Annotated in this window: 27 protein-coding genes; 3 read left to right on the top strand and 24 right to left on the bottom strand. The window is 65.5% G+C overall.

Annotated features, from left to right (window positions below):
• Positions 1-6 precede the first annotated feature (6 nt).
• The 17 genes from RCH10_RS01960 to RCH10_RS01880 all read right to left on the bottom strand — a co-directional run bounded on the left by RCH10_RS01960 (position 7) and on the right by RCH10_RS01880 (position 16504).
• Positions 7-711: an ABC transporter ATP-binding protein gene (locus RCH10_RS01960; RefSeq protein ID WP_323499012.1), complete on the bottom strand. Its 705-nt coding sequence runs from the start codon at positions 709-711 to the stop codon at positions 7-9.
• A complete protein-coding gene (locus tag RCH10_RS01955) occupies positions 695-2485 on the bottom strand; it encodes an ABC transporter permease subunit (RefSeq protein ID WP_409051044.1) in 1791 nt (596 codons plus the stop codon). The genes RCH10_RS01960 and RCH10_RS01955 overlap by 17 nt, the downstream gene beginning before the upstream one ends.
• Positions 2482-3354 (bottom strand): branched-chain amino acid ABC transporter permease, encoded by an 873-nt coding sequence (locus RCH10_RS01950; RefSeq protein WP_323501298.1) that lies wholly within the window; start codon positions 3352-3354, stop codon positions 2482-2484. Before RCH10_RS01950 ends, RCH10_RS01955 begins: the two co-directional genes overlap by 4 nt.
• 62 nt (positions 3355-3416) lie before the next feature.
• A complete protein-coding gene (locus RCH10_RS01945; protein ID WP_409051043.1) occupies positions 3417-4625 on the bottom strand; it encodes an ABC transporter substrate-binding protein in 1209 nt (402 codons plus the stop codon).
• 144 nt (positions 4626-4769) lie between these two features.
• Entirely contained in the window at positions 4770-5081 is a 312-nt protein-coding gene (locus tag RCH10_RS01940) for an EthD family reductase (RefSeq protein ID WP_323499016.1), read from the bottom strand.
• Positions 5082-5109: 28 nt separating this feature from the next.
• Positions 5110-5856 carry an ABC transporter ATP-binding protein gene (locus tag RCH10_RS01935; protein ID WP_409051042.1) on the bottom strand — a complete coding sequence of 249 codons (747 nt, stop codon included), beginning with the start codon at positions 5854-5856 and terminating at the stop codon, positions 5110-5112.
• Positions 5853-7721 carry an ABC transporter permease subunit gene (locus tag RCH10_RS01930; protein ID WP_409051041.1) on the bottom strand — a complete coding sequence of 623 codons (1869 nt, stop codon included), beginning with the start codon at positions 7719-7721 and terminating at the stop codon, positions 5853-5855. The genes RCH10_RS01935 and RCH10_RS01930 overlap by 4 nt, the downstream gene beginning before the upstream one ends.
• On the bottom strand, positions 7718-8746 hold the full coding sequence (locus tag RCH10_RS01925) for a branched-chain amino acid ABC transporter permease (protein WP_409051040.1): 1029 nt from the start codon (positions 8744-8746) through the stop codon (positions 7718-7720). The genes RCH10_RS01930 and RCH10_RS01925 overlap by 4 nt, the downstream gene beginning before the upstream one ends.
• 33 nt (positions 8747-8779) lie before the next feature.
• Entirely contained in the window at positions 8780-9925 is a 1146-nt protein-coding gene (locus RCH10_RS01920; protein ID WP_409051039.1) for an ABC transporter substrate-binding protein, read from the bottom strand.
• A 139-nt stretch (positions 9926-10064) separates the two neighbouring features.
• On the bottom strand, positions 10065-11162 hold the full coding sequence (paaE, locus tag RCH10_RS01915; protein WP_409051038.1) for a 1,2-phenylacetyl-CoA epoxidase subunit PaaE: 1098 nt from the start codon (positions 11160-11162) through the stop codon (positions 10065-10067).
• Positions 11159-11686: a 1,2-phenylacetyl-CoA epoxidase subunit PaaD gene (paaD, locus tag RCH10_RS01910; RefSeq protein WP_409051320.1), complete on the bottom strand. Its 528-nt coding sequence runs from the start codon at positions 11684-11686 to the stop codon at positions 11159-11161. The genes paaE and paaD overlap by 4 nt, the downstream gene beginning before the upstream one ends.
• A gap of 8 nt (positions 11687-11694) precedes the next feature.
• The gene (gene paaC / locus RCH10_RS01905; RefSeq protein WP_409051037.1) at positions 11695-12468 is read right to left on the bottom strand and encodes a 1,2-phenylacetyl-CoA epoxidase subunit PaaC; all 774 of its coding nucleotides are present in this window, start codon (positions 12466-12468) and stop codon (positions 11695-11697) included.
• A 116-nt stretch (positions 12469-12584) separates the two neighbouring features.
• Positions 12585-12902, bottom strand: a complete 318-nt coding sequence (gene paaB, locus RCH10_RS01900) for a 1,2-phenylacetyl-CoA epoxidase subunit PaaB (protein WP_409051036.1) — start codon at positions 12900-12902, stop codon at positions 12585-12587.
• Entirely contained in the window at positions 12899-13915 is a 1017-nt protein-coding gene (gene paaA, locus RCH10_RS01895) for a 1,2-phenylacetyl-CoA epoxidase subunit PaaA (protein ID WP_409051035.1), read from the bottom strand. Before paaA ends, paaB begins: the two co-directional genes overlap by 4 nt.
• Before the next feature lie 14 nt (positions 13916-13929).
• Positions 13930-15246: a phenylacetate--CoA ligase PaaK gene (gene paaK / locus RCH10_RS01890; protein ID WP_409051034.1), complete on the bottom strand. Its 1317-nt coding sequence runs from the start codon at positions 15244-15246 to the stop codon at positions 13930-13932.
• Positions 15243-15719: a hydroxyphenylacetyl-CoA thioesterase PaaI gene (paaI, locus tag RCH10_RS01885; RefSeq protein ID WP_409051033.1), complete on the bottom strand. Its 477-nt coding sequence runs from the start codon at positions 15717-15719 to the stop codon at positions 15243-15245. The genes paaK and paaI overlap by 4 nt, the downstream gene beginning before the upstream one ends.
• 2 nt (positions 15720-15721) lie before the next feature.
• Positions 15722-16504: an enoyl-CoA hydratase-related protein gene (locus RCH10_RS01880; RefSeq protein WP_409051032.1), complete on the bottom strand. Its 783-nt coding sequence runs from the start codon at positions 16502-16504 to the stop codon at positions 15722-15724.
• Positions 16505-16636: 132 nt separating this feature from the next.
• Between RCH10_RS01880 and RCH10_RS01875 the strand changes: the two genes are divergently transcribed.
• Both RCH10_RS01875 and RCH10_RS01870 read left to right on the top strand, forming a co-directional pair.
• Complete coding sequence (locus tag RCH10_RS01875) at positions 16637-17251, top strand: phenylacetic acid degradation protein PaaY (RefSeq protein WP_409051031.1); 615 nt, start codon at positions 16637-16639, stop codon at positions 17249-17251.
• 4 nt (positions 17252-17255) lie between these two features.
• The gene (locus RCH10_RS01870; RefSeq protein WP_409051030.1) at positions 17256-17885 is read left to right on the top strand and encodes a TetR/AcrR family transcriptional regulator; all 630 of its coding nucleotides are present in this window, start codon (positions 17256-17258) and stop codon (positions 17883-17885) included.
• Here RCH10_RS01870 and RCH10_RS01865 read toward each other — a convergent pair.
• The 6 genes from RCH10_RS01865 to tsaB all read right to left on the bottom strand — a co-directional run bounded on the left by RCH10_RS01865 (position 17869) and on the right by tsaB (position 24259).
• Positions 17869-19359: a DUF1501 domain-containing protein gene (locus tag RCH10_RS01865; RefSeq protein WP_409051029.1), complete on the bottom strand. Its 1491-nt coding sequence runs from the start codon at positions 19357-19359 to the stop codon at positions 17869-17871. The genes RCH10_RS01870 and RCH10_RS01865 overlap by 17 nt on opposite strands.
• An 8-nt stretch (positions 19360-19367) precedes the next feature.
• Positions 19368-21242 carry a DUF1800 family protein gene (locus RCH10_RS01860; protein WP_409051028.1) on the bottom strand — a complete coding sequence of 625 codons (1875 nt, stop codon included), beginning with the start codon at positions 21240-21242 and terminating at the stop codon, positions 19368-19370.
• A gap of 175 nt (positions 21243-21417) precedes the next feature.
• Complete coding sequence (pyrF, locus tag RCH10_RS01855) at positions 21418-22242, bottom strand: orotidine-5'-phosphate decarboxylase (protein ID WP_409051027.1); 825 nt, start codon at positions 22240-22242, stop codon at positions 21418-21420.
• Positions 22243-22251: 9 nt separating this feature from the next.
• Positions 22252-23010 carry a uracil-DNA glycosylase gene (locus RCH10_RS01850; RefSeq protein ID WP_409051026.1) on the bottom strand — a complete coding sequence of 253 codons (759 nt, stop codon included), beginning with the start codon at positions 23008-23010 and terminating at the stop codon, positions 22252-22254.
• Positions 23007-23507, bottom strand: coding sequence for a ribosomal protein S18-alanine N-acetyltransferase (gene rimI, locus RCH10_RS01845; RefSeq protein WP_409051025.1), 501 nt, complete (start codon positions 23505-23507; stop codon positions 23007-23009). Before rimI ends, RCH10_RS01850 begins: the two co-directional genes overlap by 4 nt.
• Positions 23504-24259 (bottom strand): tRNA (adenosine(37)-N6)-threonylcarbamoyltransferase complex dimerization subunit type 1 TsaB, encoded by a 756-nt coding sequence (tsaB, locus tag RCH10_RS01840; RefSeq protein ID WP_409051024.1) that lies wholly within the window; start codon positions 24257-24259, stop codon positions 23504-23506. Before tsaB ends, rimI begins: the two co-directional genes overlap by 4 nt.
• A 42-nt stretch (positions 24260-24301) precedes the next feature.
• On the opposite strand from tsaB, the gene dacB reads away from it, so the two are divergent.
• Positions 24302-25723 carry a D-alanyl-D-alanine carboxypeptidase/D-alanyl-D-alanine-endopeptidase gene (gene dacB, locus RCH10_RS01835; protein ID WP_409051023.1) on the top strand — a complete coding sequence of 474 codons (1422 nt, stop codon included), beginning with the start codon at positions 24302-24304 and terminating at the stop codon, positions 25721-25723.
• Positions 25724-25738: 15 nt separating this feature from the next.
• Here the strand turns inward: dacB and RCH10_RS01830 are convergent, their stop codons facing one another.
• Complete coding sequence (locus RCH10_RS01830; protein WP_409051022.1) at positions 25739-26737, bottom strand: L-threonylcarbamoyladenylate synthase; 999 nt, start codon at positions 26735-26737, stop codon at positions 25739-25741.
• Positions 26738-26767 lie beyond the last annotated feature (30 nt).

Genomic DNA, 26767 nt, shown 5'->3' with positions numbered 1-26767 from the left:
TGTCGGTCAATGGCCAAGATAGGCCTTGCGGATATGCGGGTTCACCAGGAGATCCTTGCCGGTGCCGGACAGCACCACTTCGCCGTTCTCAAGCACGTAGCCACGGTCGGCGAGCTGCAAGGTGTGAAAGACGTTTTGTTCAACCAGCAGCACGGTGGTTCCCTGGTCGGCCACCTTGCGAACGATCTCGAACATCTGTTCCACCAGCAACGGCGAAAGGCCCAGCGAAGGCTCGTCGAAGATCAAGAGGCGCGGGCCGGCCATCATGCCGCGCGCGATGGCGACCATCTGTTGCTCGCCGCCCGAGAGCGAGACGGCGAGTTGCTTCAATCGCTCCTTGACCCTGGGAAACAGCACCAGCAGTTCTTCCAGTTTCTGCGGATAGGTATCGCGTGCCGATTTCTTGAACGCGCCCATGCGCAGGTTTTCTTCCACCGTCAGGAAAGGAAAGAGCTGCCGACCCTCGGGAATCATCGTCACGCCGAGTTCGACGATCTCGTGCGGCTGGCGCGCACTGAGCGCAACGCCGTCGAGTTCGATGCTGCCGGCGGTGGCGCGCACGATGCCGCAGAGGGTTCGCAACGTTGTCGTCTTGCCGGCGCCGTTGGCGCCGACGATGGTGACGATCTCGCCTTGTTTCACATCGAAAGAGATGCCGCGCAGCACTTCGCTCTTGCCGTAGCCGGCCCGCAAATCACGAACCTTCAGCATGGGTGTAGCCCTTTCCGAGGTATGCCTGGATGACCTCGACATCGTTGGCGACTTCCGCGGGCAGGCCTTCCTTGAGCACCTTGCCCAGATGAATGACGACGATGCGGTCGGACAGCGCCATCGTGGCCTGCATCAGGTGCTCGATCATCAGCACAGACACGCCCGCGTCGCGGATGCGCCGGATCATCACGATGGCCCGCGCGACGTCCGACGGGTTGAGTCCGGCGAGCACCTCGTCGAGCAGCAGCACGCGCGGGGATGTGGCCAGCGCGCGCGCGATCTCCAGCCGCTTCATGCCGCCGACGGTGAGGCTTCTGGCTTCGGTGTCGAGCAGCGGGGTCAGCTCGGTCAGTTCGGCGACGGAGCGTGCCAGGGCCTCGGCTTCGTCGCGCCCCTTGGTGCGCATGAAGGCGCCGAGCAGCAGGTTCTCCAGCACCGACAGGCCGGCGAACGGCTGCACGATCTGGAAGGTGCGGCCGACGCCTGCGCGCGCAAAGCTTTCGGGGCTGTGCGGGGCTGACCACGCACCCGCGGCATCGCGGATCGTCACCGTGCCGCCATCGGGCCGCAGGAAGCCGGAGAGCTGGTTGAAGACAGTCGTCTTGCCGGCGCCGTTGGGCCCGATCACGCCGAGGATCTCGCCCTCATGCAGCGTCAGCGTCACCTTGTCGGTCGCCTTCAGGCCGCCGAAGCGCTTCTCGATGTTGTCGGCCTTGAGGATCGGCTGGCCGACGCTCGCCGTGTCGCGCGCGACCACCGGCAACGGCGCCACCTCGACGCGCCGGGCTCTCGCGAAGTTCGGTAGCCTCTCTATCCATCGGCCCACGCGAGGGCCGAGCTGGCCGACCAGTCCGCGCGGAAAGAACAGCACCACCACCACCAGCACGACACCGTAGACGAAGCCATGCGTGCCGTTGCCGAAGGCGCTCAACCAGCCACGCGCCAATTCGGCGATCGGCAGCACGATGACCGCGCCGAGCACCGGACCCGCCACGGTGCCGAGACCGCCGATGAGCGCGAACATCGCCACCTGGATCGACAGCTCCAGCGAGAACGCCGACGACGGCTCGATGAAGGTCAGGTACATGCCGTGGAAGCTGCCCACCAAGCTGGTGAGCACGGCCGAGATCACGGCGGCCGCGATCTTCACCTTGACCGGATTGATGCCGATCGCACGCGCTGCGTCTTCGCGTTCGCGCACCGCGATGAGGTAGTAGCCGAAGCGCGAGTGACGAATGGCATGGCAGATGCCGAGCACCCCAATCAGGAAGCCGAACGCGACCAGGAGGTAGGCCCACTTCTCGCGAAAGATCATCCACTTCAGCCCGATCTGCAGCGGCACGTTGATCCCGCCTGCGCCGTGCGTCCAGGCTTCTTCATGGTTGACCAGGAGCCGCGCGACTTCGAGAAAGGCGATCGACGCTAGCGAGAAGAAGGGCCCGCGCAGGCGCAGCGTGGGGTACGCGATCACCAGCGCGACGACGGCCGATACCGCGACCCCCGCGAACATGCCGATCCACGGCGAAATGCCGAAGTTCAGCACCAGCAGGCCGGCCGCGTAGCTGCCAATGCCGTAGTACACCGCGTGCCCAAGCGACAACTGGCCGGCGAACCCGCCCACGATGTTCCAGGCCGAGGCCAGCGCCGCGAACACGCATACCTGGATCGCCAGGTGAATGACGAAAGGCGACTGCGTCGCGATGGGCAACAGCAACAGCGCGGCAAGCGCCAAGTAGGCGACGTACCCCCGCGGGGCCAACAGATTGGGCATCATTCGGAACCTTTGCCGAGGCCGAACAACCCGGTCGGCCGCACGATCAAGATCACCAGGAAAATCACGAAGTAGACGACCTCCTTGAGGTCTGGGCCGACATAGAACCCCGCCAGGCTGTCGATCAGGCCGATGAACATCGAACCGATCACCGCGCCGGGCAGGCTGCCCATGCCGCCGAGCACGACGATCACGAAAGCGGTCAGCACGAAGTAGCTGCCGACCGTCGGGAACACCGGGTATTGCAGGGACAGCAGGCACGCGGCGATGCCGACGAGCGCCGAGCCGATGCCGAACGCCAGCACGTAGGTCTTGTTGACATCGACGCCCATCAGCGCCGCGGCGGTCCGGTTCTGCGCCAGCGCCCTGAACGCGCGGCCGGTGTAGGTCCGCGTAAGGTAGAAATGCATCGCCACCGCTACGGCGATCGCAACAACGAAGGTGACGACCTGGCCACTGACGAACGTCAGCGGGCCGAGGCTCAGGTTCTGGTTACCGAATGCGAACTCGACCTTGCGGATGTCGGCACCGAACAGCAGCAGCCCCAGGTTGAGCAGCGCCGTCGAGACGCCGACGGTCGCGAAGACCTGGATGTGCGCGTCGGCCGAGAGCAGCGGCTGGATCACGTAACGCTGCATCGCGGCGCCGACCAGGAACAGGAAGACGATGACGATCGGAACCGCGAGGTAAGGGTGCAGGCCGAGACGGCTGGCGCAGAGCCATGCCACGTACATGCCGACCATCAGGAATTCGCCGTGCGCGAAGTTCACGACGCGCACGACGCCGAAGATCAGCGTCAGACCGATGCTGATGATGGCGAAGGCCCCGCCGAGCAGCAGGCCGTTCACCACCAGCTGGAGCAGCAATGACATGGGAACTCCCTGTGCGCGGGAAGAGCCCCGCGCGATGGATGGCTAGTCGCCTGAAAAGCGACTCAGGGTGCCGCGGTGGGCTTGGCGTTGGCCACGGCTTCGGGATATACCGTGGCGAGCTTGCCCTGCTGCCACTGCATCAGGTTGAGCGTCGCGGCCGTGTTCTGGCCTGTCTCGTTGAACTGCACGCCCCAGCCAGCCGCCGTGCTGCCGACCGGGGCGCGATAGGCCATCGCCGCATCGCGAATCTTGTCCTTGTCGGTCGACTTGGCACGTGCCAGCACTTCAAGCATCGCCTTCGCGCCGACGTAGTTCGCGAGGCTGTGACCCGAGCGGGGCGCCGACGAGAACTTCTTCTGGTAGGCCGCGACGAACTCGGGCAGGCCGGGTGCGCCCGCCGGGTTCATCGTGATCTGCGGGAAGTCGACGTCGTACACGCCTTCGATCGGTGCGCCCACCGCCTGCGCGGTGTCGGTCAACGAATGACCGCCGCCGCCACCGATCACCGCGCGCGGCTTGTAGCCCGCAGCGGCCGCCTGGCGGAAGAACAGGACCGCGTCGTTCTGGTAGGCGGTGTGCAACACGACATCGGCGCCCGCGCCCTTGAGGCGCAGGATCACCGAAGACAAGTCGACCGTCTTGGCAGAGTAGGCCTGCACCTCGACGACGGGGATGCCGAGGCGTGCAGCGCCTTCCTTTTGGGCTGCGGCCACAAGCGAACCGTAAGGGCCGTCCTCGTGAATGATCGCGAGCTTGAGGGTCTTGGGATCGACTTTCAGCATGGGCGCGACCACCTTGACCAGCGCCTCGAGCGTGCGGTCGCCGATGTTCTTAGCGGTGGGGTTCACGCGAAACAGGTACTTGAAACCGCGGCCCGTGATCGTGTCGGCGGTGGCGCCGAGTTCGAAGTACGGGACACCCGCCAACTCGGTGACTTGCGTGGCCGCCTGCGAGATGCCCGATGCATAGCTGCCGAAGACGGCGACGACGTTTTCGACCGATGTCAGCCGCCGCGCTTCACCCACGGCTTGGCTCGCATCGACCGCATCGGCCTTCACCAGCGTGATCTGCCGACCGTTGATGCCGCCGGCGGCATTGCGTTCGTCGACCGCGAGTTGCACACCCCGATAGCTCTCGTCGCCCAGCAGGGCAAGGCCGCCGCTGAACGGATAGAGCGCTCCGAGCTTGAGTTCCTGGGCATGGGCCGGCGCGCCCACCAGTGCGACCGCGATACCGACGCCCGCCACGACACGGCGCAGAGCTTTGAACATGGTTTGTCTCCAAGTGGTTTTGAGTGCGATGAAACGCTTCAGACCCACCGGATCGAACTGTCCGGCTATAGGGCAATGAACGTAAAAAAGTCTAGTTTGAAGCGCTTCATTTAAATATCCGGGTTGACCCGCGGTGCCGCGGATCTAGGCGCGCACCTGCGAGATCTGCGTCACCGGCTTCAGGTTGGTGTAGTTCGCGACATCGTTGCGGATGTCCTTCGCGTGCGGCGAAAACGCAGCGTAGAACGCATCGGTCGACTCGAAGTACATGTGCACCGCAGCCACGAACGAAGGCCGACTGCCTGGCGCCGGGCCCGACACGCCTTCGTCGATCTCGACCTTCTTCAAGGCATCGCCGAGCATCTTCTGGATCATCGTCACATGCTTGTCGGCGTAGTAGTTCATGTCGAAGGTGCTGCCTTCGTCGTTGGGATAGAGGACGCTTACTTTGATCATGCGAATTACCTTTCGAGGTTGGAAGAACTCATTGCGCCGCTTTGTTCCCGACGCCTGTACCGATACCGAGATACGTATCGATGATGCGTCGGTCGTGCAGCAGATCGCGGGCCGCACCGGTGAGCGCGACAGCGCCCATTTCGAGCACGTAGCCGCGGTCAGCCACCTGCAGCGCGGCACGCGCGTTCTGCTCGACCAGCAGCACCGACACGCCGTGTTGCCGCAACGACGACACCACCTGCAACACCTCGCGCACGATCAGCGGCGCGAGGCCGAGCGAAGGCTCGTCGAGCATCAACAGGCGCGGCCGCGCCATCAGCGCGCGGCCGATGGCGAGCATCTGACGCTCGCCACCTGACAGCGTCGAGGCCATCTGGCCGCGCCGTTCGCGCAGCCGAGGAAAGATCTGGAAGACCTCGTCCATGCGCGCCTTCTGGTCGCGCCGGCCGGTGCGCCAGCGATAGAAGCCGCCGAGCAGCAGGTTGTCTTCGACCGACATCTCGGCGAACAACTCGCGCCGCTCCGGCACCAGCGACACGCCACGCGCCACCATCGCCTCGACGCTCGGGCGCGCGATGCGCTCACCGCTCAGCGACAGCGCGCCCTTCGCCGGCAGCAAGCCCATCGCAGCGCACAGCAAGGTGGTCTTGCCGGCGCCGTTGGGGCCAATCACGGTGACGATCTCGCCTTCGTTCACATCGAGTGCGACGTCGTGCACCGCTTCGACCGCCCCGTAAGAGACGCTGAAGTTTTCGAGCCTGAGCAAAGGGATCATGCGTTGCGCCTCACTGCTTCGAGCGCCTCGAAAGGTTCATCGTCGGCGACCCCCAGATAGGCTTCGAGCACCTTCGGATCGGCCTGTACTTCGGCTGGCGTGCCGGCAGCGATGACGGTGCCGAACTCGAACACCGTGATGCGATCGGCCAGGTTCATGACGAACTCCATGTCGTGCTCGACCACCAGGATGCCGAGCCCTTCGGCGCGCAGTTGAGACAGCAGATCGGCCAGCGCGCGCTTTTCCAGATGGCGCAGGCCAGCGGCCGGCTCGTCGAGCAGCAGCACCGCGGGCTGGCTCGCCAATGCGCGGGCGATTTCGACCACGCGCTGCTGCCCCAATGCCAGCGAGGCCGCCGGTGCATCGGCGTGCGCGCCGAGGCCGCAGCGCTCGATCTGCACGCGCGCTTCTGCCAGCAACGCAGCCTCTTCGGCGCGGTCGAGCCGTAGCATCGAAGCGACCCAGCCACGCCGCGCTCGGCGGTGCGCACCGAGCGCCACGTTCTCGATCACGCTGCGCTGGCCGAGCAGGCGGACATGTTGAAAGGTGCGGCTCAGACCCAGTGCAGCGAAGGCACGCGAAGGCTGTAGCAGCATGGTGCGACCCATCAGCTGGACTTCGCCCTCGGTCGGGTCGTCCACGCCGGAGATCATGTTGAAGAAGGTGCTCTTGCCTGCTCCGTTGGGGCCGATGAGCGCATGAATTTCGCCGGCCTTGCAGTCCATCGTCACCGCGTTGTTCGCGATGAGGCCGCCGAAGCGCTTGGTCACCGCGGTCGCCTGCAACAGCACTTCGCCGCGCGCCGGCAACGTGCGCTGCGTCAGGGCCGCGACATCGCGTGGCGCATGCGCTGTCTCGGGTCGGAGATAGCGCTGCGCCAGACGCCCCAGAGTCGGCCACAGTCCGTCGGCGAAACGCTGCAGCACCAGCACCATCAGGAGACCGAATACGATCACTTCGAAATTGCCGCTGGTGCCGAGCAGGCTCGGCAACACGTCCTGCAACTTCTCTTTCAACAGCGTGATCACGGTCGCACCCAGCACGGCCCCCCACAGGTGCCCCGAGCCGCCGACCACCGCCATGAAGAGGTACTCGATGCCGATGTTCAGGTTGAACGGCGTCGGGTTCACGAAGCGCTGCATGTGCGCATAGAACCAGCCGGAAATCGCCGCCATCAGCGCCGCCAGTACGAAGAGCTTGACGCGATAGCGGGCGGTGTCGACCCCCATCGATTCCGCCATCAGCCGCCCGCCTTTCAATGCGCGAATGGCGCGGCCTTCACGCGAGTCGAGCAGGTTGTGCAGCAGCCACAGGCCGACCAGCAACGCCGCCCAGACCACGATGCCGAGCGCCCGCGGCGACGCCAATGACACGCCGGCGATGACCAGCGGCGGCACGCCGGTGATGCCGGTCTGCCCACCGAGAAAATCCATGTTGCCGAAGAGGTAGTAAAGGCTCAGTCCCCAGGCGATGGTGCACAGCGGCAGGTAGTGGCCCGACAGCTTGACCGTGACCGCGCCGAGCGTCCATGCAACCGCGAAGGTCAGCACCAGCCCAAGAACCAGCCCGACCCATGGCAGACCCGCCGCACCAACGACGCTGCCGAGCGCGGCGACCGCCATCGGCGAGGTGCAGACCCACGCCGTCGCATAGGCGCCGATGCCGACGAAAGCCGCCTGGCCGAACGACGTCATGCCGCCGACGCCGGTCAACATCACGAGCCCGACCGCGACCAGCGAATAGAGCCCGATGTAGGTCATCACCACCACGGTGAACTCGGGCAGAAAACCCCACACCACAGCGAGCGCCACGATGGCCGCCGCGGTGAGATGGCGGCGTGTGAGCCAACGCTTGTCCACCGTCATTCTTCGTCCTCCACGTGATGACTCTTGAGCGAGCGCCACCACAGCACCGGAATGATCAGCGTGAACACCAGCACCTCCTTGAAGGCACTGGCCCAGAACGACGAAAACGCTTCGAGCTGACCGACCAGCAGCGCGCCGGCCAATGCCATCGGGTAGCTGCCCAGCCCGCCGACGATCGCAGCGACGAAGCCCTTGAGGCCGATCAGAAAACCTGTGTCGTAGTACACGGTCGTCAGCGGCGCGATGAGCAAGCCGGACACGGCTGCGATCAACGCCGACAGCGCGAAGCTGACGTCACCCGACAGTTCGGTCGGGATGCCCATCAGCCGCGCGCCGACGCGGTTCATCGCGGTGGCGCGCAAGGCCTTGCCGACCATCGAGCGGCCGAAAAACAGGAACAGCAGCACAACCAGCACCAGGGTCGTCCCGACCACCACCAGCGCCTGCCCGCTGACCTGGAGGCCGCCGACTTCGAATCGGGCATCGGAGAACGCCGGCGTGCGTGAACCTTCGGCACCGAAGAAGAGCAAGCCGAGCCCGGTCAGCACGCCGTGCAGCGCGACCGACACGATCAGCAGCATCAGCACCGTGGCGTCGGCCAGCGGTCGGAATGCCAGCCGATAGAGCAGTGGCCCCAGCGGCGTGATGATGACCAGCGTGTTGGCCGCCTGCGCCCACAACGAAGCAGGCCGCCAACCGAGCACCAGCACGCAGGCCAGCACCGGCAACGCGACGCACCAGACCAGTGCCGAAGTCCAGTCGACCGTGGCACCACGTTTCCAGCGCCACGCTTCGACCACCAGCACCAAGACAGCCAGTGCGACCAGCAGCCACAAAGTCGGCGGGATGCGGCCAGCCTGCATGGCGGCCATCGACAACGCGCCGAACGCGACCAGCTCGCCCTGCGGGATGAAGATGACGCGGGTTACCGAAAAAACCAGCACGAGGGCCACCGCCATCAGCCCGTAAACCGCGCCGTTGACCAGGCCGTCCTGCACCAGGAGCAGGGCGATCTGAAAATCCATTACTTACTTTCCGAAGTCACGCCTCAAGGCTGATCAGGGCTGGTATTTCCACGCGCCGTTTTCGATCTTGACCATCACGCGCGCGCGCTGGTCGAGGCCGAGATGGTCGGTAGGCGACAGCGTGAAAATGCCGTGGGCGCCGGGCATTTCCTTGGTCTGCTCGAGCGCGTCGCGCAGTGCGGCGCGGAACTCGGGCGTGCCGGGTTGAGCCTTCTTGAGCGCAATTGGCACGGCGGCGGTCATAAGCAGGCCGGCATCCCACGCGTGCGCGCCGAATGTCGATACCGTCCCCTTGCCATAGGCCGCTTCATAAGCCGCGACATAGGTCTGCGCACTCTTGCGCACCGGGTTAGAGGCCGGCAGCTGCTCGGCCACCAGCACCGGACCGGCCGGCAGGAAAGTGCCTTCGACATCCTTGCCGCCGACTCGCAGAAAGTCGGCGTTGGCGACGCCGTGGGTCTGGTACATCTTGCCGGTGTAGCCACGCTCCTTGAGCGCTTTTTGCGGCAATGCGGCCGGCGTGCCGGAGCCGGCGACCAGCACCGCATCGGGCTTGGCGGCCATCAGCTTCAAGGTCTGGCCGGTGACCGACGTATCGGACCTTGCGAAGCGCTCGTTGGCGACGACCGTGAGGCCTTTGAGGCCTGCAGCCTTGGCGAACTCCTGCGACCAGCCTTCGCCGTAGGCATCCGAGAAGCCGATGAAGCCGACCGTCTTGATGCCGCTCTTCTGCATGTGCTCGGCGATGGCGAGCGACATCATGATGTCGTTCTGCGGTGTCTTGAATACCCATTTTCGCTTGGCGTCCATCGGCTCGATGATGCGTGCCGAAGCGGCCATAGAGATCATCGGCGTCAGCGCCTCGGCCGCGACGTCGATCATCGCCAGCGAAGCCGGCGTGACGGTCGAACCGAGGATGATGTCGACCTTGTTTTCGGCCAGTAGCTTGCGCGTATTGGTCACGGCCGCGGTGGTGTCCGATGCGTCGTCCAGCACGATGTAGTTGATCTTTTGGCCGCCGATGGTCTTGGGCATCAACGCGATGGTGTTCTTTTCGGGGATGCCGAGCGATGCGGCCGGGCCAGTGGCCGACAGCGTGACGCCGACGTTGATGTCGGCATGCGCGGACAGTGCCGCAGCCAGCAAGCCAGCCAGCAAGAGAGGGTTCAAAAGCTTCATTCTTGTCTCCAGGAAATTGAACGCAAAACAGAAAATTTGGAACGACGGGCGCAGCGCGCCAGAAGGTCGGGGAGAGGCGTAGTAGAGGGTCTCGCAGGCGTTGCCGCCATCGGGATTGACCCCGGCTCGCGTGAACATTTCAACGTTCGTCGAACGAAAGCACGACGCGGTCGGTGAGCGGATGCGCCTGGCACGTGAGCACGAACCCGGCGGCGACTTCCTGCTTGTCGAGCGCGAAGTTGCGCTCCATGCGCACCTCGCCTTCGACCAGCTTGGCGCGGCAGGTACCGCACACGCCCGAGGTGCACGAGAAAGGCACTTCGAGCCCTGCAGCAGAGGCGGCATCGAGGATGCTCGGCTGGCCCTTGCGGAACGAGATTTCGCGCTGCAGTCCGTCGCGCACGATGACGATGCGGGCCTGTTCGGCATCGCCGGGCAGTGCTTCGTGCAACACCGCGCCCACTGCCGTCCCGGCTGCGGCGCCAGTCGGAAGCGCGACGCCGAAGCGCTCGATGTGAATGCGTTCTTCGGGCACGCCGGCAGCGAGCAGCGCCGCCTCGGCCTCGTCGTTCATCTGGAACGGCCCGCACACGAACACCTCGTCGATCTGGGCTGCAGGCACCACGCTTCGCAGGAACTCACCGATCTTGTCGCGGTTCATCACGCCATGGTTCAACGGCGCATCGGTCTGCTCGTCGGAGAACACGTTCTGCAGCACCAGCCGCGTCATGTAGCGGTTCTTCAGGTCTTCGATCTCTTCCTTGAACATCGTCGACTGCAATTGCCGGTTGCCGTAGATGAGCGTGAAGCGGCTCAACGGCTCGCGCGCCAGCACCGTCTTCATGATCGACAGGATCGGCGTGATGCCGCTGCCGCCCGCGATACCGACGTGATGCCGCTTCGTGGTCGGATCGAGCGGCACGAAGAAGCGACCTTGCGGCGCCATCACGTTCACCGTATCGCCAGGCTGCAGGTGCGCGTTGATCCAGTTGGAGAACACACCCCCCCGCACCTTGCGGACGCCGACGCGCAGCTCGCCGTCGTCGACGCCGGCGCAGATCGAATACGAGCGCCGCAAGTCCTGGCCGTCGATGTCGGTGCGCAGCGTGAGGTACTGCCCTTGCGTGAAGCCGAAGACTTCACGCAACTCGGCCGGCACCTCGAACGACACCACGACCGCCTCCTGCGTGTCGGGCTCGACCGCGCGGACGCGCAGCGGATGAAAGATGACGCTCATAGCGGCTTGAAGTATTCGAAGGGTTCCTTGCACGCGAGGCAGCGGTAAAGCGCCTTGCATGCGGTGGAACCGAAGGCCGACAGCCGCTCGGTATGGCGGCTGCGGCAGCGCGGGCATTCGAGTCGTTGCGCGTCGAGGCCGCGACCGAAAAAGCGGATCGGTACCGCCTCGCCTACCCTGACTTTGGCGATCACGTGCGGTGGCGCAATGCCGTATTCGGCCAGCTTGCGACGGCCTTCGGCGCTGATCCAGTCGGTCGTCCATGCCGGCGCGCGGCGCAAGGTGACACGGGCCGGGCCGAGCCCTGCTCCGTCGATGGCCGCCAGCACATCGTGCTCGATGACCTCTGTCGCGGGGCAGCCGGAGTACGTCGGCGTCAGCACGATTTCCAGTCCGTCGTCATGCGCGATCACGTCGCGCACGATGCCGAGATCCCGCACCGACACAGCCGGCACTTCGGGGTCGAGCACCGTCGCAAGCACCTCCCAGGCGGCCTCGACTTGCGCAGCATTCGGCACGAGCATTGCAGCAGTCACCACACACCTCCAGGGAACGCGCGCTGCAGGTACTGCATGTCTGCCAGGATGAAACCCATGTGCTCGCTGTGCCGGCCCCGCTTGCCGTCGCTGCGGAAGGCGGAATCTTTCGGCACCGTCAAGCCGGCTTCGTCGAGGATGAGCTTCATGTCGGCCATCCATGCTGTCTGAAGATCAGCCCAGCGCGGGCCGATGCCAGCAGCGCTCGCTTCATCGTCGATCGCGTCGGTGTCGAACAGTTCGGGCACGTAGCGCCACAGGTCGACCAGCGCAGTCTCCATCCGGCGGCGCGACTCATCGGTGCCGTCGCCCAGTCGCACGACCCAGTCACCCGAGTGCTGCTGGTGGTAGCGCGCCTCCTTCACCGCCTTGCCGGCAATGGCCGCGAGTTCGCTGTCGCTCGACGCGGCCAGCCGCTCCCACAGCAGCTTGAGCCAGGTCGCGATCATCGTGTTGCGCAGCACGCTGAACGCGAAGTCACCGCGCGGCAACTCGACCATCGTGAGATTGAGGTAGTCGCGCTCGTTGCGCAGAAACGCGAGCTGGTCTTCGTCGTGCGGCGTGTCTTCCAACTCGCCGGCACGGGTCAACACCGCACGCGCCTGGCCGAGCAGATCGAGCGCGATGTTGGCCATTGCGATGTCTTCTTCGAGCACCGGCGCATGGCCACACCACTCGCCCAAACGCTGGGCGAGGATGAGGCAGGTATCGCCGATGCGCAGCAGGTATTGCGTGGAGGGCTTGCGATCGAGTTCGATGGAGGATTGCATTTCAGTGGCTCGCGTTGCTTGTCGTGATTGCGCTTGCTTCCGGGCGCTGTCGTTCGGGGTGCGGCGTGAGCCCACCCCCGAGGGCACCGCATTGGAGTTGGAACAACGCCCGTCGCTCACATGTGATCGACAGCTTTGGGCAACGCATAGAACGTCGGATGGCGGTACACCTTGTCTTCCGCCGGATCGAAATACGCGGCCTTGTCCCCCGGGTCGTTGGCGACGATCTGGTCGGAGCGCACCACCCAGATGCTGCTGCCCTCTTGCCGCCGCGTGTACACGTCGCGCGCCATCTGGATCGCCATCTTCGGGTCGGCCGCGTGCAGGCTGCCGCAGTGCTTGTGATCGAGGCCCGCCTTGCTGCGTACGAAGACTTCCCACAGCGGCCACTCCGCTTGAGCAGCCACGTTGGCAGTCGCAACTTCGTTCGTCATGCGGTCTCCTTCATCGGCTGCTTCTGCGCGTGCGCCATCGCTGCTTCGCGCACCCATGCACCGTCGTCCCACGCTTTGACACGCGTTGCCAGACGTTCGCGATTGCACGGCCCATCGCCACCAACGACACGCCAGAACTCGCTCCAGTCGATGGTGCCGTGGTCGTGCGCCTGGCGCTCTTCGTTCCACTTGAGGTCCGGGTCGGGCAAGGTCACGCCGAGGATGCGCGCCTGCTCGACGGCGGCGTCGATGAACTTCTGCCGCAGGTCGTCGTTGGAGAACCGCTTGATGCCCCAGCGCATCGATTGCGCGCTGTTGGGCGACTGGTCGTCTGGCGGGCCGAACATCATGATCGACGGCCACCACCAGCGGTCGACCGCGTCTTGCACCATCGCCTTTTGCGCGTCTGTGCCTTGCGTCATCATGGTCAGCAGCGCTTCATAGCCCTGGCGCTGATGGAAGCTTTCTTCGCGGCAGATGCGGATCATGGCGCGGGCATACGGGGCGTACGAACAGCGGCAGATCGGCACCTGGTTCATGATCGCGGCGCCATCGACCAACCAGCCGATGGTGCCCATGTCGGCCCACGTCAACGTCGGGTAATTGAAGATCGAGCTGTACTTGGCTTTGCCGCTGTGCAGCGCGTCGAACATCTGGTCGCGCGAGGTGCCCAGCGTCTCGGCCGCGGCATACAAGTAAAGGCCGTGGCCGCCCTCGTCCTGCACCTTGGCCAGCAAGATCGCCTTGCGCTTCAAGGTCGGCGCGCGACTGATCCAGTTGCCTTCGGGCAGCATGCCGACGATCTCCGAATGCGCGTGCTGGCTGATCTGCCGCACCAGCGTTTTGCGATAGTGGTCGGGCATCCAGTCCTTGGCTTCGATGAAGTCACCGGCGTCGATGTGGGCATCGAAGCGCTCTTCGAGCTGCATCTCTTCCGCGGAGCGAATGACTTTTTTCTTGCCCTCCGCATCACTGCCGTCCTTGCCCATCGTGTCCATCGCTTGCGTGTACATGGTGTCTCCTGTGTTCAACGTGGGCGCGTGTCGACCACGCGTCGCGCCTTGCCGGTTTGAGTGCGCTCGATGCTGTTCGGGTCGAACACGCGCACCTGCGTCGAAATGCCGATCAGCGTCTTCACGCGGTGCTGCACCCACTGCGCGATCGCGCTGCGGTCGCCTTCCGTGATGGCGCTGCCGGTCGGTTGTAATTCGCAGTGCACTTCGACCTGGTCGAGCAAGCCGTCGCGGCTCACGTGCACTTGATAGAGACCCGACAACCGTTCGTGTGCGAGCACGATCTCCTCGACCTGCGTCGGGAAGACGTTGACGCCGCGGATGATCATCATGTCGTCGCTGCGACCGACGATCTTGCCCATGCGGCGAAACGATCGCGAGGTCGGCGGCAAGAGCCGGGTGAGGTCGCGCGTGCGGTAGCGGATGACGGGCATCGCCTCCTTGGTGAGCGAGGTGAAGACCAGCTCGCCCTCTGCGCCATCCGGCAGCAACTCGCCGGTGTCGGGGTCGATGATTTCCGGGTAGAAGTGGTCTTCCCACACCACCGGGCCGTCCTTGCTTTCGATGCACTCGCTCGCAACGCCGGGGCCCATCACTTCGGACAAGCCGTAGATGTCTACCGCGTCGATGCCGGCCTTGTTCTCGATGTCGTGGCGCATCGCTTCGGTCCACGGCTCAGCCCCGAAGATGCCGATCTTGATGCCGCTGTCATGCGGGTCGACGCCCTGCCGCACGAACTCTTCCATGATCACCTGCATGTAGCTGGGCGTGACCATGATGATGTCGGGCTTGAAGTCGCGGATGAGTTGCACCTGCTTTTCGGTCTGGCCGCCCGACATCGGGATGACGGTGCAGCCGGCCCGCTCGGCCCCGTAGTGCGCACCCAGGCCGCCGGTGAAAAGGCCGTATCCATAGGCGACATGGATCATGTCGCCGGCCCGGCCGCCGGCGGCGCGAATCGAGCGTGCGACCAGGTCGGCCCAGATATCGATGTCGTTCTTCGTATAGCCGACCACGGTCGGTTTGCCTGTCGTGCCCGAGGACGCATGGATGCGTGCCACCTGCGTGCGCGGCACCGCGAACATGCCGAAGGGGTAGTTGTCGCGCAGGTCGCCCTTCACCGTGAACGGGAACTTCGCAAAGTCGCCCAGTTGCTTCAGGTCGCCGGGCTTCACTCCCTTCGCGTCGAAGGCTTTGCGGTAGTGCGGCACGTGGTCGTAGGCGCGTTGCAGCGTCGCCTGCATGCGCTGCAACTGCAGCGCGACGATCTCGTCGCGGCTGGCGATTTCGATCGGCGACAGGTCGCCGGGCTCGGGGCGCTTGGCGGTCATGGGATGGCTCCTCCAGCAGACGCGGCGTCATGTGCGCTGACAGCTGGCTGGCCCTTCATGGTGTGCGAACGGCCGCGGAACACCGCGATGCGCTCACCGCGCTGGTTGGTCACTTCGGTGTCGTACACGCCGGTGCGGCCGCGCTTCGAAACCTCGATGCAGGAAGCGATGAGCTGGTCGTTTTGCCGCGCCGGCGCGATGAAGTCGATGCCGAACGACGAGGCCACCGTGAGCTCGTCGTACGAGTTGCAAGCGAAGGCGAAAGCAGAATCGGCGAGCGTCGCGATGAAGCCGCCGTGGCAGGTGTCGTGGCCGTTGAGCATGTCTTCTCGCACGCGCATCGACAACGTGGCGGCACCGGGTGCCATCGCGAGCACGGCCATGCCGAGCGTCCGCGTGGCGCGGTCGTTGCGCAGCATGCCCGCGCCCACGCGGTCGGCGGTTTGCTGCGGTGTCGATGGGGTGCCCGACATGCTCAGCGATCGGTGAAGCGCGGCGCGCGCTTGTTGCGGAAAGCGTCGACGCCTTCGAGGTAATCGTGCGCGGCGCCGAAGCGGCTTTGCAGCTGCGCTTCGTTGGCGAGCGCACCGGCCAGGTTCATGTCTTGCGCTGCCGACAGCGCTTGTCGCGTCGCGACCAACGCCTGCGTCGGCATACCGGCGAGGCGCGTCGCCAACGCGGTGACTGTGTCGATCAGCGCGTCGTCGTCGACGCACTGCCAGATCATTCCCATCGTCGCGGCGTCGGCGGCCGGCACCTTGTCGCCGAGCATCGCAAGCCCGAGCGCACGCGCATTGCCTACCAACCGTGGCAGCAGCCACGTGCCGCCGGTGTCGGGCACCAGGCCGAGCTTGGAGAACGCCTGAATGAAGCTGGCCGAGCGCGCCGCGATCACGAAGTCGCAGCAGAGCGCGAGATTGGCGCCGGCACCCGCCGCGACGCCGTTGACAGCTGCGATCACCGGTACTGGCATCGACCGGATACGTTGGACCAGTGGCGCGTAAGTGCCGGTGATCAGCTGGCCGAGGTCTTTGCCGGGCGCAGCCATCGGATCGCTCAGATCCTGCCCGGCGCAGAAACCGCGTCCGGCGCCGGTGATGACGACGCAACGCACATCGGCATCGTCGGCCGCATCGTTCAGCGCAGCAATCAGCTCGGCGTGCATGGCGGTGGTGAAGCTGTTCATCGCGGCCGGACGGCTGAGCGTCAGCGTGGCGATCGCGCCGCTTCGGGCTGCAAGTATCGAAGGCTCCGTCATCGTGGTGTGTCTCCATCGCTCGGCAAAAACACTATTGACCGACCGTTCGGTAGATTTTAAGATTCGTCGATCGGGTGGCGCAAGCCCCCGCCGTCGCATTGACGTCGGTGCAAACCCTGAGGAGACAAAAACATGCCCTGCTATTCCATCGAAGGCGTCGTGCCCGTGGTCGACCCGACCGCCTACGTGCACCCGACCGCCGTGCTCATCGGCGACGTGATCGTGGGCCCGGGCTGCTACGTCGGACCGCTGGCCAGCCTGCGCGGCGACTTCGGCCGCATCGTGATGAAGACCGGCTCGAACGTGCAGGACACCTGCGTGGTGCACGGCTTTCCGCTGCAGGACACGGTCATCGAGGAGAACGGCCACATCGGCCACGGCGCGGTGTTGCACAGCTGCATCGTGCGGCGCGATGCGCTGGTCGGCATGAACGCGGTGGTGATGGACGAGGCCGAAGTCGGTGAAGCATCCTTCGTCGCGGCCTGCGCTTTCGTGCCTGCCGGCATGAAGATTCCGCCGCGCAGCCTGGTTGCCGGGATGCCGGCCAAGGTCAAGCGCGAACTGGGCGACGCCGAGATCGCCTGGAAACTCGAAGGCACCCTGACCTATCACGCGCTCGCGCGCCGCTGCCTCGCCAGCCTGGTCGAAGTGCAGCCGCTCACCGTCGTCGAGGCCGATCGGCCGACCGTGCAGCGTTCGTCGGTGCGCTCGCTGGTCGACACCAAGCGCAACGCTTCGGCGGACTGACCCGATGGCACGCGGAAGAGCCGCCAACTACGACGACCAACGCGACATGATCCTGGCGCGCGCGGCCGGGTTGTTCGCGCAGCGCGGCTATCCGTCGACGTCGATGAACCAGGTGGCGGAGGCGTGCGGGCTGTCGAAGGCGACGCTGTATCACTACTACCGCGACAAGTACACCTTGCTCGTCAGCATCGCGGACGAACACGTCTCGCGGCTGGCGGCACTTGTGGAAGAAGACGAGGCGCAAGCGCTGCAGGGCGAAGCGCGCCTGCGGCACTTCATCCAGCGCATCGTCGCGGAATATGCCGATGCGCAGGACGCGCACCGCGTGCTGACCGAAGACGTCAAGTTCCTGGAGCCGACCGACCGCGAGCGCGTGCTCGGCAAGGAGCGCAAGGTGGTCGCCGGTTTCGCTAAAGCGGTGGCCGAAATGCGCGGAGACAAGCCGGGCAAGGCGCTGTCAAAGCCGCTGACCATGCTGCTCTTCGGCATGATCAACTGGATGTTCACCTGGATGAAGCCCGGCGGCAACCTCGACCATGCGGCGATGGGACCGATCGTGGCGGATCTCTTCATCGGCGGCATCGGTGCCGTCGCTGCGCCGGTGTCGCCGGTGAACGTCAAGCCGGCTTCATGAATCCGACATCGCGCGGGTAGGTGTAGGTCGTGCCGTTCACCACCAGCGTGTTGCCGTTGAAGTTCTTCAAGTTGGGGAGGATGTCGAGCAGTTGCGCATCGTTCAGGCCGAACCACTTGCCCATGGTCGCGCCGTACTGATCGACCGAGGTGGTCGGGATCAACCGGCCCTGGCCGACGTGGCCTTCGTAGCCGTCGAGCGTGGAGGTGTTGTTGATGCTCACTGGTGGCGGCGCGCCGTAGATCATGTTGCCTTTGACGGCGCCGCCGACCACAAAGTGATGGTTGCCCCAACCATGGTCGGCGCCGTCGCCGTTCGATGCCAGCGTGCGGCCGAAATCGGATGCTGTGAAGGCGGTCACCTTGTCGCCGAGGCCTTCGGCAACCATCGCCGCATGAAAGCTGGCCATGGCGTCGCTCACTTGCTTCAACAACGGCGCCTGGTTGTTGATCAGGTTGTCGTGCAGGTCGAAGCCGCCCGTCGACACCATGAACACCTGGCGCTTGGCACCCGTCGTAGCGCGTCCGCGAATCAGGCGCGCCACCATGGCGAGTTGGTTGCCGAGGTTGGTGGGCGGCACCGGAAACGTCCCGGCGGCATAGGGCTGCGCGATGGCGGTCGTCACCGTGCCTTCAGCCTCCACCGCGCGCTCGGTGACTTTGTTGTATTCGTTCTCGAGCTTGTGCGTGCGGGTTTGTTGGGTCAGCGCCTGCATCGCAGACTTGACGGTGGCAGAGCCATACAAGGTGGTACCACTCGCAGGGCTCACACTGTTGATGCGCACGGCACCGCCGCTGCTCACCTGGTATTGCAGCGCACTGTCGCCCGACAAAAACACCGCATTGCCTGAGACCGAAATGCAGGTGAAAAGCGAGTTGCTGTTCTGCCCGAGCACCAGGTCGCCGATGTTGCCGCCCCAGCCCACGGTCGAGCCTTCGGGCGACGACGATTGCCATGTCGACTGTTGGTCATTGTGCGAGAAGAGCTTGGGCGGTTGCGGAAACAGCTTCTTGTTGCTGTTGTTGAAACCGGCGCGGCTGAGCGGCACGACCAGCGGTCCGACGTTGAGCTGCACCGCCGCATTGCCGGCATCGAAGAGGCTCTTCATCGCCGTCATCGACGGGTGCAATGCGTACTGGCGATTGCCCGACAGCGGCGTGGTGGGGCTGAGCGCGGTGGCGGCCAGGTCGGCCTTGGCGATCGCGATGCCACCGGCCGACTGAACGCCGCCGCGGATGGTGCTGTACTTGCCGTAGCTGTCGTCGTCGTAGGTGACGACGGTGTTGGCGTAGTCGCAGCCGCCGTACAAAAACACGCAGACAAGCGCCTTGTAGTCGGTGGCGGTCTGCGCAGCGGCCTCACCCATGGTGGCCAGGTTGAGCGCGAACGGCATGGCAGTGCCAGCCAATGCCAGGGAACTGGAACGCTTCAGAAACGCTCGGCGCGAATGGCCCTTCGGGTCGATGTAATGCATGGGGGCGCCTATTTCTGGATCAGGTATTCGGGGGAGGCCAGCACCATCAAAATCGCCGCGTAGATGCGGTTGTTCTTCAGGGTGTCGTTGGTGCTGCCGGCCGGGATGGGCGGCGTTGCGAGCGCATTGGTGATCAGCGTCACCGTGGCAGCCGAAAGCTGGTTGGCGCACATCACGAGGTTGAGCCGGCGCACGAGTGCGGCTGCATCGAACACCAGCGATTTTTCGACCGTGTAGCTCGCGCTCACATCCTTGGTGTCGTAACCGTTCTGAAGGATGTTCTGCATGTAGTTGAGGTACCCGCCGACGCTGGTCTCGTTTACCAACTGGAACTCCGGCGCGACCTTGCCTTCACTGGCCAGCACCGTCGACGGAGGCACATAACCGGGCCTGAAAAAATTGAACACCGAAGGCGAGCGCAGCGGGCTCTGGCCGAGCCGATTGGCCGCATCCGAGGTGTTGTCGACCTTCCAGGTGTCCTTGACCGAGGTCACGCCGAAGCTGCGTGCCCATTGCACGAGGCGCAGCATCGGTTCGCGCAGGCGGCCGAAGTTGGGGTCGGTCAGACCGGCCGGGCTGCGTGCTTCGTTGTCGAGCAACACGGCAGCGAAGACGCTCTTCATGTCGCCACGTACACCGGCCCCGTTGTCGGCGAACACGGCCGCGACGCGTGCAATGTAGGCTGCGCTCGGGTTGCTGGTAATGAGCCGCTCGATCAGCTGCTTGCAGATGAAGGGCGCGGTGTTCGGATGATTGGTCAGCGTGTCGAGCGCCGTCTTCAGTGAAGCGGCACCCTTGGTACCGGCCGCGATCGTGGTGCCGAGAAAGTTCGACGCCATCGTCGAATGGTTGTTTTCGGTCAGCACCATGGGCCGTTGGGTCCACTGGTTGCTTTCGATCGTGTAGGTCTGGCCCGGTGGCGTGAAGACGCCTTTTTCGGCCGTCTTGATGTCGAGGTCGTAGCCGGTGAAGACCCGCGCGATGTTGGTCACGTCGTCTTGCGTGTAGGTGTCGAGCGGCGTGCCGTCGGCCGCGCGCTTGATGCTGCCGTCGGCATTGAGCTGATACAGCCCCAGCGTCATCAACTGCATGACTTCGCGGCCAAAGTTTTCATCGGGCTGGCGGCCGGACGAATTTTCTTTCATGTTGCCGCGCGTGTTCAGGTAGAAGCCCATCGCCGGATTCAGCGTGATGTCTTCGAGCAGCTTGCGGAAATTGGTGGTCACGCTTGCGACCATCGTGTCCCAGTACTGCGCCATCATCATGTCGGGCCAGTTCGATCCGATGTCATTGGCCGACACCACGAAGATCTCGGAGAAGACCATCGCCATGCGCTTGCGGAACCCGTCCGGTGACGACATGAGCTGGTTCCAGATCATGTTGTCGGTGTAGGCCGTGTTGTAAGGCTTGCTGGCGAGCCATTGCCAGCCGGTTTGCGAAGGCGCCAGGTCGGCCTGCTCGCCGATCCAGGTCAGGTAGCCCTTCGCGCGGACCGCCGCGATGTCGGTTTCCGTCGCCGAGAACTGCGCCTGCAACAAGAAGCGCGCGGCCTCGTCGTCGGTCTTGGCGGTGGTGTAGATGTAGGTGCCGGCGGTCGGCGTGTTTTGCAATGCGGTGAGAGACCCGGCCGCGACCTGGGTGCTTCCGGTCGAGGTGGCTCCGTTGGTGCCACCGGCGGCCAGAAAGGCAGCGCCACTGCTGCCTCCACCGCCGCCACCGCCGCATGCGGCGAGAGCCGCCGCGGCCGCCAGTGCCGCCGTCAGCGAGAGCCGGCTGCCGTGTCCGGCTTCGCTGGGTGTGCTGCCAGAACTTTCGTTTGACGAAAGGGCGCGCGTTGTCTCTTCGGTCGCGATTTCGCGACCGGTCTGCAAGTCTTCGACCATGGGTTTCCTCGTCCTCGACGCTGTTGCGTCACTCCGCTCAAGGCAAATGCCGTGCCCGACCATGGGTGGGCCACCGGAACTCTAAAGGACGTCTGTAGGACAAGGACTGTAAGAAAATGTGACTTTTTTCGTCACATCGATACAACTCGGCATTGCGCGTGCCGAAAAATGTCGGTCAGTTTTTGGCTGCTTCGAGCGCGTCTCTGGTCTGCAGGGCGACAGCCCTTGCGGCCGCCGCAAAGTCGTCTTTGTCAGAGGCGTAACAGATTGCGCGGGATGAATTGACGACGATCGGCGCATCGCTTCGCCAACCTGCGCGGACAGTTGCAACGGCGTCACCACCTTGGGCTCCGACGCCCGGGATTAGCAACGGAACCGTCGGCGCTAAAGCACGCACCCGTTCTATTTCTGCCGGGTACGTCGCGCCGACGACAAGGCCGAGTTGCCCGTTCAAATTCCATGGACCTTGCGCGAGCCGTGCAACGTGTTCATACAAAAAAGGTTCTCCTTTTATGCCGGCGAGTCGCTGGCCCTGCAGATCGGCACCGCCCGGGTTGCTGGTTCGGCACAGCAAAAAGGCGCCTTTGCCGTCGTGCCGGAGATACGGCTCGACCGAATCGAACCCCATAAAAGGCGACAACGTGACCGCATCGGCGCCGTAACGCTCGAAAGCCTCACGCGCATATTGCTCAGCGGTCGAGCCGATGTCGCCACGCTTGGCGTCGAGGATGACCGGGACATGCGGCACGTTGCGGCGCAAGTGCTCCATCAACTGCTCGAGTTGGCCTTCTGCGCGGTGCGAGGCGAAGTAAGCGATCTGCGGCTTGAAAGCGATCGCCAAGTCGGCAGTGGCGTCGACGATGCGGGCGCAAAAGTCGTAGATCTTGCTGGCGTCGCCTTTGAGGCCTGCCGGAAAGCGGGCCGGCTCCGGATCGAGGCCGACGCACAGGAGCGAGCCGTTCTGGCGCTCGGCGGCGCGCAACTTGTCGAGAAATGTCATGGGCCGATTCTAGGAAGCGACGCGCTCGAACTCGGCGGCGGCCAGACAGAGGTCGGCCCAAGCCTTGGCCTTGTCGGCCGGATTGCGCAAGAGATAGATCGGGTGATAGCTGGCGACCAGCGGGGTTTCCGCCACGCCTTGATCGACTTGTACTTGTGCAACGCGGCCGCGCAACTTTCCGAGCGGCTCGTCGCTTTGCATCAGACCCTGGGTCGAGAGCGGCCCCAGCGCCAGCACGAGCCGGGGTGCCAGCGAGGCAGCCTGCGCGGTGAAGCCGGTGCTCAGCGGCGCTACGTCGCCTGGCGGCGCACCGGTGGCGCTGCGGTGAACGCGCGCCAGATGCACCGGCGCCGTCCCGCGATCGAGTTGCAGTGCGCGCAGCATGTTCTGCAGCAGACGCCCAGCCTCGCCGGCAAAGGGCTCGTCGTCGTGGCGGCCGTCGGCCGAGGGGGGCGTGTCGACCACCAGCAGCCAGCCGTTTTCAGGGGGGCCGCTACCGTCGTAGAGGCGGATCGCGGGTTCGATCAGGACTGCAGCAGCCTGCGCCGCACCGGGCGCGCGCCGGGCCGCAGGCGTTGCCGCGGTAGCAGTGGCGGGAGGCAAAGACTCTGCCGGAGCCGCTGCGCGCGAGCGGCTCGCCACGGGCTCTACCACCTCAGGCGCCGCAGTTGCCGCCATCCGCTCCGCCGTCGGCCACCAGACCTTGACGCCCATTTCTTCGAGCATGGCGCGCTGGCGTGCATCGAGCTGCATCGTCGCTTCGGTCATTGCAACGCGCCCCAGGCGCTGCCGGTCTCGTCGAGCCTGAGGCTCATCACCACCGCGTCTTCGCGACGATTGCCGAGGTCGGGGTAGTAGGCCTTGCGAATGCCGACGCGGCGGAAGCCCTTGCGAGCGTAGATGTCCAGGGCCCGCTGGTTGCTCTGGCGTACTTCCAGCCAGAGCCATTGCGCCGACTGGGCACGCGCCCAACCGCCGAGCGCCTCGAGCATCAACGGCGCCCAGCCTTGGCGCTGAAACGCCGGCGCGACGGTGAAATTGAGCAGATGGACCTCATCGACGCCCTTCATGGCAACGAAGTAGCCGATGAGCGTGTCGCCGCCCCTCAGTAACTGGCAGTGATAGCCGGCCGTCATCGAGTCGGAAAAGTTGGTCGGTGTCCAGGGGTGGCTGTACGCAGTGCGCTCGACCGCGCAGACCGTGTCGATCCAATCGGCGGTCAGTGGTTCAAGCCGGGCTTCGAGGGGCTGGAGGACGGCGCTCATTTCAATGCAGTAGCAACAACGGCGCCAGCTTTAAGGGCGGCCCGTTCTTCGGTGGTCTGGGCGACTTTATCGCGGACGTACAGCGGTGCAGCGTCGGCCGGGGCGACGGCGCGGCCGGCCACGAGCAGTGCAGGTGCCAGCCGCAGCATGGCGACGGCAGTCGGCAGTACCGGATGGCGCGCGGTGCCGGCTGCCAGACGCTCGCCGTAGGCGAGGAAGGCGTTGCCGGCGAGCGCGAAACCGGGCGGGACGACCAGCGCTTCGGGCGCCAGCAGCTGTGCTTCGCCTAAGTCGGCGAGATCGCTGATCTCGGTGCGACAGGCCTCGGCTCGGCTGCCATCGCCCAGTTCGTTTTGGCCATCGAACACGTAACGCGCCGCATAAACCTGGTCCATCCGCGCATCGAGCACCGACACCACCCGCGTCGCGCCGAAACGATGGCGCGCTTCTTCGGCCACCGCATGCAGGGTGTCGACCGGCAGCAGCGGCACATCGGCGCCGAAACCCAGCCCCTGCGCCACCGCACACGCGGTGCGCAACCCGGTGAACGATCCGGGCCCGCGACCGAAGGCGATCGCATCGAGCTCGCGCAGCGTGAGCCCGGCCTGGGCAAGCAGTTGCAGGACCAGCGGCAGCAGCGTGGTCGACGACTGCGCCCCGCCGGCACCGCTGTGCTCGAAGAGCAAGTCGCCGTTCTGCACCGCGACCGACAACTGGTCGGTGCTGGTGTCGAAGGCAAGCAATTTGGGCATGCGGCGATTATCGAGGCGCGGGCCGGCCGGGATAATCCGGCGATGCCTTTCGCCCTTCCCAAGCCCTGGCGCCAAGCCGTCGTTTTCGCATGTGCCCTGGCCGCTATCGCGCACGCCACTGCGCAAGCGCTCCCGTCTGAAGTCGATGCCGCCCTGACGCGCGCCAAAGTGCCGCGCGATGCGGTCGTCATGTTGGTCGCCGATGCCGATGGCGTGCGCCCGCCGCGGCTCGCCTGGCGCACCCAAGTGCAAGTCAATCCGGCATCGATCATGAAGCTGGTCACGACCTATGCCGCGCTCGACCTGCTCGGCCCGGCCTTCACCTGGACCACGCCCGTCTACGTCGATGGGCCCATCGTCAACGGCGTGCTCGACGGCAACCTGTACATCAAGGGCCAGGGCGACCCCAAGCTGGTGATCGAGCGCATGTGGCTGTTGCTGCGGCGCATTCAGGGGCTGGGCATCAACAGCATCGCGGGCGACATCGTGCTCGACCGCAGCGCATTCGAAACCGTGGAGGCCGATCCGGCCGCCTTCGACGGCGAAGGCTTGCGCCCCTACAACGTGGCGCCCGACGCGCTGCTGCTCAATTACAAGTCGGTCGTGATGACCTTCGTGCCGAACCGCGCCGCGCAAACGGCCCAGGTCAACTTCGAGCCGTCACTGACTGGCGTGACGATGCAGCGCACGGTGCCGCTGTCGGCCGGCGACTGCGGCGATTACCGCGCCACGCTCGCCGCCGACTACGCCGATGGCGCACGCATCGGCTTTGCCGGCAGCTACCCCGCAAGTTGCGGTGAAAAGGTCTGGGCCGTTGCGTACGCCGACCCGCGCAGCTACGCGGTGCGGGCCATCGGCGGGCTGTGGAGCGAAATGGGCAGCCAGCTCAAGGGCCAGGTGCGCGAAGGTCGGGTGCCGGCCGGGCTCAAACCAGTATTCGAAGTCGCCTCGCCGCCGCTCGCGGAGGTGATTCGCGACATCAACAAGTACAGCAACAACGTGATGGCGCAGCAGCTCTTCCTGACGCTCGGACTGCAGCAAAAAAACCGCGGCACGCTCGACGGCGCGCGCGACACGGTCAAGCAATGGTGGAACGACCGCATCGGCACCGGCGAAGGTCAGCCGGTGTTCGACAACGGCTCGGGCCTGTCGCGCAACGAGCGCATCACCGCCGCCGCGCTGGCCAAGATGCTGCAGGTGGCCTGGCGCTCGCCGGCCATGTCGGAGCTGATGTCTTCGCTGCCGGCCTCCGGCGTCGACGGCACGCTGCGCAGGCGCGCACTGCGCTCGGGCGGCGCGGCGCACCTGAAGACCGGCACGCTGCGTGACGCGGCGGGCGTAGCGGGCTTTGTCGATGGCGCCAGCGGCCGGCGCTACATCGTGATCGCCATCGCCAACCACGCCAATGCGAGTGCGGCACGGCCGGCGTTCGATGCACTGGTCGACTGGGCGACCCAGGACTGAAACTGACTGGCTGATTCAGGCTGCGGCGCGCTGCAGCCTGTCGCGCACGCCTTCCCACTCGGCGTCGGCCGATGGCGTTTCGACCCATATCAGCCTCACGCCCTGTGCATCGAAGGCCCGCAGCACGGCGAACAACTGGTGCGCGCTGGCGACCGCGTCGTCGGGCATGCGCCGTTGCACGATGTGCGGCGACGGGCTCCTGAGCACGCTGCGCGACCACACCGCGATGTGGCGCGCATTGGCGCCGAGCACGTCGAGCGCGGTCTGCATGGCGCGTGCGTCCATCAAGCGCAGCTTGGCGGCCGGGGCGTAGTGCGATTCGAGCGTGCCCGATGCGCGCGGGTCGGGCGACGCCAGCTCTTGCTTGCTGCGGAGCGGCTGGCCGCAGGCCGCTTCGATTTGCGCACGCGTGATGACGCCGGGCCGCAGCAGCACCGGCGCGCCGCGGCTGCAATCGACGATGGTCGATTCGATACCGACCTCGCACGCGCCGCCGTCGAGCACCAGCAACGCGTCGCCGAACTCCTCGTGCACGTGCTGCGCGGTGGTGGGGCTGACCCGGCCGAACCGATTGGCGCTCGGGCCGGCCAGGCCGGGAACGCCCAACTCGGCGCAGGCGACCAGCAGGGCCTGCGCGACCGGGTGCGCCGGACAGCGCAGACCGATGGTGTCTTGTCCGCCGGCGGCGGCGGCGCCAACGCCGGGCTGCCGCGTGACGACCAGCGTCAGCGGGCCGGGCCAGAAAGCATCGGCGAGCGCTTTGGCGAACGGCGGTAGCGGCTGCGCAAAGCGCGACAGCGATTCTTCGCCCTTGATACCGGCCGCGATGTGGACGATCAGCGGATGGTCGCTCGGCCGGCCCTTGGCCTTGAAGATACCGGCCACCGCCGCATCGCTGCTCGCGTCGGCGCCCAGCCCGTACACCGTCTCGGTCGGAAAGCCGACCAGCCCGCCGGCTCGCAACACGAGCGCTGCGTCGTGCAGGGCGTCGGGCGTTGTCCCATCCCTGATCATTGGCAGCCTCTTCGGCGAAGCGAGGTGTGC

Origin of the sequence: Variovorax sp. GrIS 2.14, from assembly GCF_046115955.1 — a bacterium.
Classification (GTDB): domain Bacteria; phylum Pseudomonadota; class Gammaproteobacteria; order Burkholderiales; family Burkholderiaceae_C; genus Variovorax.
The sequence above is the reverse complement of the archived record's forward strand: the minus strand, read 5'-3'. Positions and strand labels throughout refer to the sequence as shown.